8 protein-coding genes, 2 tRNA genes and 1 pseudogene are annotated in these 11,376 nt (G+C 69.5%); 5 read left to right on the top strand and 6 right to left on the bottom strand.

Annotated elements, in window-relative coordinates; all coding sequences use genetic code 11:
• The 4 genes and pseudogenes from AB0H86_RS29020 to AB0H86_RS29035 form a co-directional block, all read right to left on the bottom strand.
• Positions 1 to 1,938, bottom strand: coding sequence for a kelch motif-containing protein (locus tag AB0H86_RS29020; RefSeq protein ID WP_362444950.1), 1,938 nt, complete (start codon positions 1,936 to 1,938; stop codon positions 1 to 3).
• Entirely contained in the window at positions 1,935 to 3,959 is a 2,025-nt protein-coding gene (locus tag AB0H86_RS29025; RefSeq protein WP_362444953.1) for a glycosyltransferase family 2 protein, read from the bottom strand. The genes AB0H86_RS29020 and AB0H86_RS29025 overlap by 4 nt, the downstream gene beginning before the upstream one ends.
• Before the next feature lie 312 nt (positions 3,960 to 4,271).
• Positions 4,272 to 4,590 (bottom strand): annotated as a pseudogene (locus AB0H86_RS29030) (FCD domain-containing protein); the annotation flags it as partial.
• Between the two features lie 64 nt (positions 4,591 to 4,654).
• A tRNA-Lys gene (locus AB0H86_RS29035) sits at positions 4,655 to 4,728 on the bottom strand.
• Positions 4,729 to 4,917: 189 nt separating this feature from the next.
• Here AB0H86_RS29035 and AB0H86_RS29040 point away from each other — a divergent pair.
• From AB0H86_RS29040 to AB0H86_RS29060, 5 genes are all read left to right on the top strand, one after another.
• Positions 4,918 to 6,000, top strand: a complete 1,083-nt coding sequence (locus tag AB0H86_RS29040) for a peptidoglycan-binding protein (protein ID WP_362444956.1) — start codon at positions 4,918 to 4,920, stop codon at positions 5,998 to 6,000.
• A gap of 69 nt (positions 6,001 to 6,069) precedes the next feature.
• Positions 6,070 to 7,179, top strand: coding sequence for an SPFH domain-containing protein (locus tag AB0H86_RS29045; protein WP_362444959.1), 1,110 nt, complete (start codon positions 6,070 to 6,072; stop codon positions 7,177 to 7,179).
• A 101-nt stretch (positions 7,180 to 7,280) separates the two neighbouring features.
• A complete protein-coding gene (locus AB0H86_RS29050; RefSeq protein WP_362444962.1) occupies positions 7,281 to 7,886 on the top strand; it encodes a lytic polysaccharide monooxygenase in 606 nt (201 codons plus the stop codon).
• Positions 7,887 to 8,000: 114 nt separating this feature from the next.
• Positions 8,001 to 8,462, top strand: a complete 462-nt coding sequence (locus tag AB0H86_RS29055; RefSeq protein ID WP_362444965.1) for a DUF3592 domain-containing protein — start codon at positions 8,001 to 8,003, stop codon at positions 8,460 to 8,462.
• 39 nt (positions 8,463 to 8,501) lie between these two features.
• Positions 8,502 to 10,151, top strand: a complete 1,650-nt coding sequence (locus AB0H86_RS29060) for an AMP-binding protein (RefSeq protein WP_362444968.1) — start codon at positions 8,502 to 8,504, stop codon at positions 10,149 to 10,151.
• 85 nt (positions 10,152 to 10,236) lie between these two features.
• Here AB0H86_RS29060 and AB0H86_RS29065 read toward each other — a convergent pair.
• Together AB0H86_RS29065 and AB0H86_RS29070 are read right to left on the bottom strand one after the other, a co-directional pair.
• Positions 10,237 to 10,310 (bottom strand) — tRNA-Lys (locus tag AB0H86_RS29065).
• A gap of 90 nt (positions 10,311 to 10,400) precedes the next feature.
• Positions 10,401 to 11,159 (bottom strand): IclR family transcriptional regulator C-terminal domain-containing protein, encoded by a 759-nt coding sequence (locus AB0H86_RS29070; RefSeq protein ID WP_362444971.1) that lies wholly within the window; start codon positions 11,157 to 11,159, stop codon positions 10,401 to 10,403.
• Between the last annotated feature and the right edge of the window lie 217 nt (positions 11,160 to 11,376).

The following is an 11,376-nucleotide window of genomic DNA, read 5'->3' on the forward strand; positions in this document are numbered from 1 at the left end:
CTACGGCACCTTCACCCACTGAGCCTTCGACGGCGTCCCCTGGTCGTCGTTCACGAACACCATGTACCACCCCGACTGAACGAGGTTCTTGTTCTTCGGCACGGTCACCGTGATCTTGTCCCCGGACGCCTTGAAGTCCAACGCGATGGACCGCTGATCGACATCGGTCACATGTGTCGCCGCACTGGGCCGGATCAACCGCACGTTCTTGATCGACGAGGCGTGCTGGGACGTGAACGTCCCCGACTCCCCCCGCTCGATCGTCTGCGGGCCACCCGACAGCGACGGCCGTGCGTCCCGGTACAGATACGGCGGCGTGTAGATCTCGATCCGCTGCTCGAACGTCGCCGGCTTCGTGTTCGCCTCGTCGCCGTACAACGAGTCCGACCCGAAGAACATCACCCGCCCGTCCGGCAACAAGATCGACCCGGAGTGGTAGTTGCGCCCCACCAGCGGATCGGCGACCTTGTCGAACGTGTTGCTGGCCGGGTGGTACAGCCGAGCCTGGAGGATGTTGGAGTCGCTGCGACCCCGGTAGTCCTCCGAACCGCCGGACACCAGCACGGAGTCGTCAGGCAGCACCGAGGCCTGCGGATAGCGGGTGCCCTTCTCCATCGTGGGCCCGTCCACGAACTTCGGGCTGTCCGCCAACATGTCGACGATCCGGGTCCGGTTGCTGGACAGCTTGGACTCGCCGACCCCGCCGCCGCCGATCACCATGTACTTCTCGTCCTGCGCCGGCGGCAGCAGCACGGTCCCGGACGTCTCCATCATGTTCGGGTCGCTCAGCCCGGGGATCTTCGTGAACTTGTTGGTGTCCACGTCCCACACACCGGGGTCGCGGCCCACGTTGTCCGGCCCGTAGCCCGCGTTCGAGCCCGAGTACAGGACCTTGCCGTTCTGCAACAGGAACAGCGCCGGGTACGTCGGGAACTGCTTGGTCTTCGGCAGGTACGTCCACTTCTTGGTCTTCGGGTCGAAGACCTCGTTCTTGCCCGGGACCAGCTGGCCGATGTCGTCGAGGCCGGAGACGCTGAGGATCTTCCCGTCGCTCAGGGTGGTGAGCGTCGGGTACCAGCGGGCCTCCTTCATCGGATCGACCTTGATGTACTTCTCGGCTATCGGGTCGAACTCGAAGGCGTCACGGATGCCCTGGAAGTCCTTCTTGTCGAGGGCGAGCTTCTGTGCGATGCCGTACGTGTTCTTGGCGTCGGCGCCGGACAGGCCCTGGATCCGGTAGTTGTCCTGGGTGCCCGTCTCGTACTTGGCGCCGCTCTTCTGCGCCTCGACGTAGATGCGCCCGAGCCCCGGGGTGTTGCCGAGGAACTCGCCGGTCTGCTTGTCGAAGTTCTTCGTCGCCCGCTCGACCACGACCGGGTCCTTCGACACGAAGGTCCTGCCGTTCTCCTTGCCCACGAACTTCGTGCCCGCGGGCAGCGTGATCGGCTTGTCCGGGTTCTCGTTGTGGACGATCATCAAGCCGCCGGCCTTGGTGACGTCACCCTTCAGCTTCTCGTACCGCTTGGTGCCGCCCGCGATCAGCAGATTGCCGTTGGCGAGCTGGGTGTGGCCCGTGCAGAACAGGTCCTTGGGCGTCGGCACGTTCTTGATGGTGCCCTTGACGGGGTCCCAGATCCGGGTGTCGAACTTCTTGGCGTCGAAGTTGTCCTGGTTGTTGCCCGACCCCGCGACGAGGAGCACCTTTCCGGTGCGCAGCAGCGCCGCGTGGATGGTGTTCAGCCGGTACTTCTCGGGGAACTCGATGATGTCCCACTTGCCGTTCTCGGCTTTGTACTCCGGTCTGTTGATTTGGTACTGGTGGTATTTCTCGGTGCTGAAGCGGTAGAGCCACGGCCCGTTCATCCCGGCCAGCGCGAGCACCACCGCCGTGCCGATCGCGAGTCGACGGGCCCGGCGGCGGCCTGCACGGTCGTTCATTCCTTACGTCCCCCAAGTCCACCAAGGGCGATCTGCATGGTCTGGTCGCCCGTGCCGTTCGAGGCGGCCCAACTCGGCTTCTGCTGCGGGGCATGCGGGACATGCGGTGCGTGCGGTGCGTGCTGGGCCCCAGTCCGCTGCACGGGCAGCGGCTGTGACTCGTAGGCGCCCGCGGGAGCCGCGGGCTGGGCGACGGGAACCGCGTCCTGCGGCTCCTGCTCGGGCACGGCGGGCTTCTTCTTGGCCTGCCGCAACTGGTGGCGCCAGGCGAAGATCGGCGTCGCGGTGATCAGCGTGGCGAAGGTCGCCCAGATGATCATCGCGGGGTGCGAGTGCCCGAAGACGAAACCGGCGGTGATCGACCCGCCGAAGATCAGGATGAAGTACCAGTGGTACCGGAAGGTCGCGAACCACCTGTCGGGGCTCGCCGAATCGCCCTTGGGCGTGACCACGAACTTGCTCTTGCGGCGCAGGACGGTGTCGACCAGCGCCTTCGCGTAGAGCGGCGCGGACAGCGCGGACATGACCATGCCGGCCACACCGCCGGATCCCTCCGGCTCGTGCGGGGAGACGTTGTGCCGGCGGTTCCAGATGTACAGGCCGATCTGCAGCGCAGAGGCGTTGCCGTAGAGCATCAGCCACACGGTCGGGTCGATGTTCACACCCGAGGCGCCCAGGCCCAGGAACAGCGCGCAACTCATCGCCGCGAGGATCCAGTTGAGGGCCGACATCGGGTAGAAGATGATCATCATCGTGTAGTTGAAGAGCTTGCTCGGCGGCAGCGAGTACCAGCCCTTCCAGTACTGCTTGAGGATCGTCTCGTACGTGCCGCGGGACCAGCGCATCTGCTGGGTGAAGAAGTCCGTCCAGGCGCTGGGGCCCTCACCGACCGCGAGCACGTCCGGGGTGTAGACCGAGCGCCACTTCTTGCCCGTCGCGGGGTTCTTGTGCCGGTGGATCTCGAAGCCGGTGGCCATGTCCTCGGTGATCGAGTCGTACAGACCGCCGATCTGCTTCAGCGCCTTGATGCGTACGGCGTTGGAGGTGCCCACGAACATCGGCGAGCCGTAGCGGTTCCCGGCGCGCTGGATCAGCGCGTGGAAGAGGAACTGCTGCGACTCGGCGGCCTTGGTGATGAAGTTGTCGTAGTTGCCGTAGACCTGCGGGCCGATGACGAAGCCGATGTTCGGGTCGCGGAAGAAGCCGAGCATCCGCTCCAGGTAGTTGGGCAGCGGCACATGGTCGGTGTCGACCGAGGCGAAGAAGTCGTACTCGTCGCCGTGCGCGTCCAGCCAGGCGTTGTAGTTGCCGTGCTTGGTCTTGGCGCGGTGCGGGCCGCTGGCCTGGTTCCACCTGGCGACGCCCTTGCGGGAGAAGTGGTGCACGCCCAGGCGCTCGCACACCGCCTTGACCGCGGGATCGTCGCCCTCGTCCAGGAGCCAGACATGCATGAGGCCGCGGTGCCGGATCCGCACCGCGGCTTCCAGGGTCTTCGTCACCATGTCCAGCGGCTCCTTGCCGGGCACGAAGGAGGTGAGGAAGGCGACTCTGGTGCCGGTCTCGGGCACCACCGGGACCGGGTCGCGGGCGACCAGGGTGGCGTGCGCGTTCGACAGCACGTTCATGCAGCGGAAGAACTCGATCAGACCGATCGCGACGAGCATCACGATGTCGAGCGCCGGCAGCCAGGAGAAGGCCGGGTAGTCGCGCTCGGTCCAGTGCTCGGGCTGCAACAGCCAGGCCAGCAGCACCAGCGAGAGCAGCGGCGCGGCGGCCAGCATCAGCGCGACCCTGATGCGGTGCGGTTCCTGCGAGATCAAGGAGCGGTACTGCACTCTGTACGGCTTGGTCGGGTCGGGCTGGGTGAGGGGACCCGCCAGCCGGCTGTAGTGCTCGTAGTCGTACTTCGGCAGCGTCTTCTTTATCCGGCGGAACGCGCCGGTCCGATGTGAAGGCACCCTGAGCTGGGTGGTCTGGGACGGGTCGTAGTTCTGCCGGGCGCCCGTCGGCGTCGACGTCATGAGTCATCCCCCCACACGTGTGTCACCACGTGTCAGTCGTGTCTTTACGGCTGCTCTGGCCCCCCTAGGCCTTCACAGTCGTATCAGCGGTGGGCCGCAGTCACCACATCGTCCACATCTAGGACACAGAACTGCGACCTTCCGGTTGCATGATGCCCCCCTCGGCATCGCTCCCTGAACGGGGCCCCCTCTCCCCGCTGCACCGGCAACCGGCTTTTTACCCCCCAACTGCCGCGTATCCGCAGCATCTTGAAAACCAGGGTTCTACGGTGTTCATCATGATCGCAAGATGCGAAACGCGGTGTTTACCGGTCATACGCGTTCATTGTGGTCTGTGTGGGGGCCTTGTGGAACCGTTGTGGACAGGTGGGTGCGGATATTGCCGAAGTGCTTCCTTGCGGCACGCGGGTGACCTGCGGATCCTGCCGTGCACCTCCGAGGCCCGTGCGTACGCGGTGGAGGCGTTCCGGAGCACTTCCAGCACCTCGCTCAGCAGCACCTTGTCCAGCACCCGGCAGAGGGTGGCGTGAAACGCGCGGTCGGTCTCGGTGGGGCCGGCTCCCTCGGCGGCCTCCCGTTCCATACGGTCGAGGAGCCCGTCCAGTTCAATGAGGCCGGCCCGCGGGATCCGTCTGGGAAACGACGATGGCGAGGCCGTTCGCGCTTTCCGCGAACCCGCCTCGCCATCGACATCGTGCGCCGCCAGGGACTCGAACCCCGGACCCGCTGATTAAGAGTCAGCTGCTCTAACCAACTGAGCTAGCGGCGCCCGCTGACCTGCACAACTTTACCGGATGCGGTGAGGTGCTCCGGACCGCCCGCCCCCGGCGTCCGGCGGGCCGCCGTACATCATTCGGACCATCAACATGCGGGTCGGGAAGACAGTTGAGAAACTGACGAACGTGCACAGGTGCGGACATTTCAACCCGAGGTATGCCCGATGTATGAGGGGAATCGCATGGCGGCTCCGGTCTTCGAGGAAGTCGATCCCGCGAGCGACTGCGACCGCCCCGGATGCGTTCACCGGCGGCGCGTGCTGCCGGGGTCCAGGGTCGGCCGTCACCCGGCCGCGCGGGACTGCCCGGGGTTCGTGTCGATGACCTGGAACATGCCGGGGAGCGAGTGGACGGGCAGCCTCGACCGGTACGGGGTGCGGGTCGCCAAGGACGACCTCCAGCCCGGCGACATCCTGCTCTTCCACAACCCGGCCGACCCCGAGCGGGGGTCCCACGTCGTGACCTTCGGCGGCTGGACCGACTACACGCGCACCTACTACATCGCCTACGAGCAGACCCGCCCGTACGCCCGACAGCAGTCCACTCCGTACGCCTACCGGAGCAACTCCGACCACTACCTCGCCTACCGCTACAAGGGGCTGGCGGGCGGTACGGCGGGGACGAAGCCGGACACCGTGGAGCCGGATACCGAGAAGCCGGGAGCGCCCGAGCCTGGAGCGCCCGAGCCGGAGCGGACGCCGTACCCGGGGCGGGCGTACTTCGGTCACGGGGCGACCAACGCGTACGTCACCCAACTCGGCCGGATGCTGGTGCGGCGCGGAGCCGCGCGCTTCTACGGCTCCGGGCCCGGCCCCCGCTGGACGGACGCGGACCGCAGGGCCACCCAGGCGTTCCAGGAGGCGCAGGGCCGGCGGGGCCAGGACGCCGACGGGCTGCCGGGCCCGCGGACCTGGGAGCTGCTGGTGACGGGTGCGGGCCGGGACATCACGAACGGGACGGCGGGCCCGCCCGCGGCCGCGTCGCCCGCCCGGCCTTCCTCGCCGGCCGGACCCGCCTCGCACGGTGTGCCCGGTTACCCGGGGCGGGCGGTGTTCCGGCCGGGCGCGGACAACGAGTACGTCACCCGGCTGGGCCGACAGCTGACGACGAAAGGATTCGGCAAGCACTACACATCCGGGCCGGGGCCCCGCTGGAGCGAGGCGGACCGGCGCGGCGTCGAGGCCTTCCAGCGCGCGCAGGGATGGCGGGGCGGCGCGGCGGACGGCTACCCGGGGCCGGAGACCTGGCGGCGGCTCTTCTCGTAGACCCACGCACCGGCATGGGTCAACCCACGCACTGTCATGGCGTATCTGGCGCGGAGGCTGGAGGCACGCATGAGTACGACCACTTCACACACTCCCGGACCCGAGGGGCCGCCCCGCCCCGTCCGGCTCATCCAGAACGAGGCGACCACCGAGATCCCCGTCCACCTGCTGTTCCGCGACGAACCCGAACCGGTGTCGGTGCCGCCGCGGCCCGCTGTCGTGGGGCGCCGGCAGGGGACCGGGGAGCAGCCGAGGCTGCGCCGGCCCGCCCCCGAGAAGGCACGCCACGCCCCCCAGGTCGACCCCGCGCTGGTGGAGCGGCCCGCGCGGGTGCTGCCGGGGGCGGTGGGCGTGTTCGCCGGAGCCTGCGGGGTGGCCGGGGGCCTGGCCACCACCTGGTGGGCGGGCGCGCTGCCGCCGCTCGCGGTGCAGGCGCTCGGGCTGCCGTCGTACACGGGCGCGGGCCTCGGTCCCGCGCAGTGGGCGGCGTACGCGGGGGCGGGCGCGCTCGGGCTGTTCGGCTTCGGCGGGCTGGCCCGGGTCCGGACCGGGCGGGCCTCGGTGCTCGGCCTGTTCGGCCGCTACCGGGGTACGGTCCGGCGCACCGGCCTGATGTGGGTCAACCCGCTGCTGCTGCGCCGCCGGGTGGACGTACGGCTGCGGCACTGGCGCAGCGACGAGATGCCCGCGGCCGACGCGAGCGGGGTCGCGCTGCGGGTGGCGGTGCTGGTGGTGTGGCGGGTGCGGGACACCGCGCGGGCCACGCTGGGCGTCGAGGACCACGAGAGGTATCTGCGCGAGTGCGTGGAGGCGGCGCTGGCCCGGGTGCCGGTGGAGACGCACGGGTCCGGCCGGGGCTGCGTCGACGCGGCCGGGGAGGCGCTGACCCGGCTGGTGGCGGGGGACACGGCACCGGTCGGGATCGAGGTGTTCTCGGTGCGGCCGTCGCTGGTGGAGTACGCCCCCGAGGTCGCCGACGCGATGCAGCGCCGCCGGATCGCCGCGCTGGACGCCCAGCACCGGGCGACCGCGCTCACGTCGGTGGTGGATTCGGTGGAGGACACGGTGACCCGGCTGACCATGCGGGGGCTGGTGGAGCTGGACGACTACGAACGCAAGGCGCTGGTCAAGGACCTGACGGTGGCGTTCTGCGCGGGGCGAGCGGAAGCAACCTCCTGATTGGTCTGGACATGTTCAAGTAGCCGCAATAATCTGGTACTTGGTCTAGACCTACCTGCACAGCTCACTGAACTTCCCCCACGTTCTCCAGGAGCGGCAGCATGCGCAAAAAGACCAAGTGGTACGCCGCCGCGCTCGGCCTAGCGACGACCGGAGCACTGGTGCTCTCGTCCCAGGGTGCGAGCGGCCACGGCTACACCGACCTCCCCATCAGCCGTCAGAAGCTCTGTCAGAACGGCTCCGTGACCAACTGCGGCGACATCCAGTGGGAGCCGCAGAGCGTCGAGGGCCTCAAGGGCTTCCCCGCCGCCGGACCGGCCGACGGCCGGATCTGCTCCGGCGCGAACACCCGCTTCGCGCAGCTCGACAGCCCGAAGACCCCGTCGGGCGGCGCCTGGCCCATCACCCGGGTGACGGGTGGTCAGAACTACACGTTCCGCTGGCAGTTCACGGCCATGCACGCCACGACCGACTTCAAGTACTACGTCACCAAGTCGGGCTGGAACCAGAACCACAACCTGGCCCGTTCCGACCTCAACCTCACCCCGTTCCTGGCCGTCCCCTACGGCGGCCAGCGACCCCCGTCCACGCTCTCCCACAGCGGCACACTGCCGTCCGGGTTGAGCGGCCACCATGTCGTCGTCGCGGTCTGGACCGTCGCGGACACGACGAACGCGTTCTATGCCTGCTCGGACGTCACGTTCTGACCTCGCGCGGGGATGCCGGAACTCTGAGCCTTACTTGAGGCGGTCGGGCATCCCCCGCGGGTACGTTCCCCGTGCGCCGTCGAACGTGACGGCGCATGGACACCGGGGGACATCATGGAAGCGTTCTTCTACGCCGTGCCGTTGCTCATGATCGGGATCGTGTCCTTCGCCGCGTACGCGACGATCCGCCGTGCCCGGGATGTCAGCAGCGCCTGGAACAGTGGCCTGACGGCCGAGGCGCGCTGTCTGCGGGCGTACACGACGACCAGCGGCGGCCGCGAGACGTCCGTACGCACCACGCTGCACCACGTCTACGAGTTCGCCACGCGAGAGGGCCGCACGGTCCGGTTCGACGAGACGGGCGGACCGGGGACGACCATAGAGGGCGACATCGTCACGGTGCACTACGTGGCGGACCGTCCCGAGCGGGCCACAGCCAAGGCGCCCGCGCCCGGGAAGCTGGCGGCGGGTACAGGCTGCCTGCTGGCGTTCTTCGGGGTGATGATCGCGTTCTGTGTCGGCTTCATGGTCGTGGCCCACACGATGTTCGACGTGGCGGAAGGAGTCGTGCCCTAGCCTCCACATCTGACGGTACGTCAACTACCGTGCGCCCCCATGGAGTCCGGTAACCGGCACACGATCGCGGACCTCGTCGCCGACCGCTGGGGCGACCACCGTCCCGGCCTCTGGTGCGAGGGGCGGGTGCTCACGCACCACGAGGTGGCGGCGGGCGCGGCGGCCCGGGCCGCGCTGCTGGCCGACCTGCTTCCGGCCGGGGCGCACATCGGGGTGCTGCTCGACAACACCCCCGAGTACCCGCTGTGGCTGAGCGCCGCCGCCCTCGCCCGGGTGGCCGTCGCGGGCGTCAACCCCACCCGCCGGGGCCCCGAACTGGCCCGCGACATCCTGCACACCGAGTGCCGGATCCTGGTCACCGAACGCGCCCATCTGCCCCTGCTGACCGGCCTGGAGCTGCCCTGCGGGTCCGGGAGAGTACGTCTGCTGGTGACGGACTCGCCGGAGTACGACGACCTGCTCGCTCCCTACGCGGACGCCCGGCCGGACCCGTCCCGCGTCGACCCCGCCGACCGTCTCCTCCTCTACTTCACCTCGGGCTCCACCGGCGCCCCCAAGGCCGCGCTCTGCTCCCAGGGCCGGCTGGCCGCGGCCGGCCGCTCGCTGGCGGACCAGTTCGCCGTACGCCCGGACGACGTGCACTACGTGTGCATGCCGATGTTCCACGGCAACGCGGTGATCGCCGACTGGGCGCCCGCTCTCGCGGCCGGGGCGGGTGTGGCGCTGCGGCGGCGGTTCTCGGCGTCGCGGTTCCTGGCGGACGTACGGCGGTATCGGGCGACGTACTTCACGTATGTGGGCCGTGCCGTGCAGTACGTCCTGGCCACCGAGGAGCGGCCGGACGACCGGGACAACCCGCTGCGGCTGGGCTTCGGCACGGAGGCGGGGGCCGTGGACGCGGCGGCTTTCGAGCGGCGGTTCGGGGTGCGGCTGGTGGAGGGGTACGGCTCCTCGGAGGGCGGCGCGGCGATCCAGTGGCGGCCCGGCACACCGCGCGGCGCGGTCGGTCCCGCGACGCCCGGTCTGGTGGTTCTCCACCCGGAGACGCACACGGAGTGCCCGCCGGCCGTCCTCGACCCCGCCGGACGGCTGCTGAACGGGGGCGAGGCCATCGGGGAGCTGGTCAACCGGGGGCCCAACCCCTTCGAGGGCTACTGGCACAACCCGGCGGCGGAGGCCGAGCGGCGGCACGACGGCGGGTACTGGACCGGCGACCTCTTCTACCGCGATGCGGACGGCTTCCTCTACTTCGCCGGCCGCGCCGACGACCGGCTGCGCGTCGACGGCGAGAACCTGGCCGCCGCGATGATCGAGAACATCCTCGCCCGGTACGAGGGCGCGGTCGCCGTCGCCGTGTACGCGGTGCCGGACCCGGTGACCGGGGACCAGGTGATGGCGGCGGTCGCCGGGGACTTCGAGGCGCGGGCCTTCGCCGCGTTCCTGCTCGCCCAGCCGGACCTGGGGACGAAGATGGCGCCCCGGTTCGTGCGGGTGGTCGAGCGGATGCCGGTCACCGCCACGAACAAGATCCACCGGGCGGCGCTGCGGACAGCGGGCTTCGCCTGCGCTGATCCCGTGTGGTGGCGACCGCCGGGCGAAGACGGGTACCGGCGGCTGACCGACGAGGACAAGGGCGGGCTCGTCGCCGAGTACCGGCAGCACGGGCGGGAAAAACTGCTCACCGGGTAGGCGCGCCGCGCGCGGCGCCGGCCGCGCAAAACAGCGATGGCGAGGCGGTTCGCGCTTTCCGCGAACCGCCTCGCCATCGACATCGTGCGCCGCCAGGGACTCGAACCCCGGACCCGCTGATTAAGAGTCAGCTGCTCTAACCAACTGAGCTAGCGGCGCATGACTCTCGCCTGACCGCTCGTGGCGGCTGGCGACAGAAAAATACTACCTGGTCCGCGGGGGTGCTTCCGACCACGATTCAGGGTGGCCCTAGATCGCCAGGGACAGCAGCACCGGAGCCGCCCCGCGGTTCAGTCGGTCCGCGGCCTGGCGGAGGCGGTGGGCGTGCTCGACCGGCAGGGACAGCGCCAGGCAGCCCACCGAGGAGCCGGCCGTGATCGGGACGGCCGCGCACACCGTGCCGACGGCGTACTCCTGGAGGTCGAGGTGGGGCACGGTCGGCGGCTGGGACTCCAGACGGGAGAGCAGCAGCCGGTCGCTGGTGATGGTGCGCGAGGTGAGGCGGGCCATCTTGTGCCGGGAGAGATGGTCGCGGCGGCCGTTGTGGTCGAGTTGGCCGAGGAGGCTCTTGCCGATCGCGGTGGCGTGGGCGGAGTGGCGGAAATCGACCCACTCGTGTACCGCGGGAGTGGTGGGACCGGCGGCGTACTGCGTGACGTTGATCTCGCCGTCGACGTACCGGCTGATGTAGACGGCGGCGCCGACCGAGTCGCGCAGCCGGTCCAGGGCGAGCTGGAGCCTCTCGCGCAGGGCCTGGTCACGATCCTGGGCGGAGCCGAGGCGGGTGAGGGCGGCGCCGGTGACGTACGCCCCGTCGGTGATCTGCTCGACGTACCCCTCGCGGCGCAGCATCCGCAGGAGCGTGGTCAGACGCTCCGGGTTGAGGCCGGTCAGACGGGCGAGTCGGCTGTCGGTGATTCCGGTGGGGTGCCGTGCCACGGTCTCCAGGATGCGCAGGGCGTCCTGGGTCGAGTGGTACGGCGCGGTCGGCTCGTGCATCAGCGCCACGGTGTTCCCCCTGCGCTCGCTCGGTCGCTCTACAGCTGGGCCGTAATCCGGACAGCGAATCCCGTCCACGATAACCGGCAAATGGCTTGCGGCGAGCGGTTGTTGACGAGATTCCAGCGCCCCGCATCGCTCTCAGCTGGGGCGCTGGCTCTCTGGCATATGTCAACGGAATGACCCGAGGCCCGGACCTCGGGTGTTGAACCGTGTTCACCTCTTG

The sequence above is a fragment of the Streptomyces sp. NPDC050997 genome, from assembly GCF_040660135.1.
Lineage (GTDB): Bacteria > Actinomycetota > Actinomycetes > Streptomycetales > Streptomycetaceae > Streptomyces.

Coding starts and splice junctions, on each gene's coding strand:
- AB0H86_RS29060 (WP_362444968.1), top strand. CDS start 8,502: ATGGAGTCCGGTAACCGGCACACGATCGCGGACCTCGTCGCCGACCGC.
- AB0H86_RS29050 (WP_362444962.1), top strand. CDS start 7,281: ATGCGCAAAAAGACCAAGTGGTACGCCGCCGCGCTCGGCCTAGCGACG.
- AB0H86_RS29055 (WP_362444965.1), top strand. CDS start 8,001: ATGGAAGCGTTCTTCTACGCCGTGCCGTTGCTCATGATCGGGATCGTG.
- AB0H86_RS29025 (WP_362444953.1), bottom strand. CDS start 3,959: ATGACGTCGACGCCGACGGGCGCCCGGCAGAACTACGACCCGTCCCAG.
- AB0H86_RS29020 (WP_362444950.1), bottom strand. CDS start 1,938: ATGAACGACCGTGCAGGCCGCCGCCGGGCCCGTCGACTCGCGATCGGC.
- AB0H86_RS29040 (WP_362444956.1), top strand. CDS start 4,918: ATGGCGGCTCCGGTCTTCGAGGAAGTCGATCCCGCGAGCGACTGCGAC.
- AB0H86_RS29045 (WP_362444959.1), top strand. CDS start 6,070: ATGAGTACGACCACTTCACACACTCCCGGACCCGAGGGGCCGCCCCGC.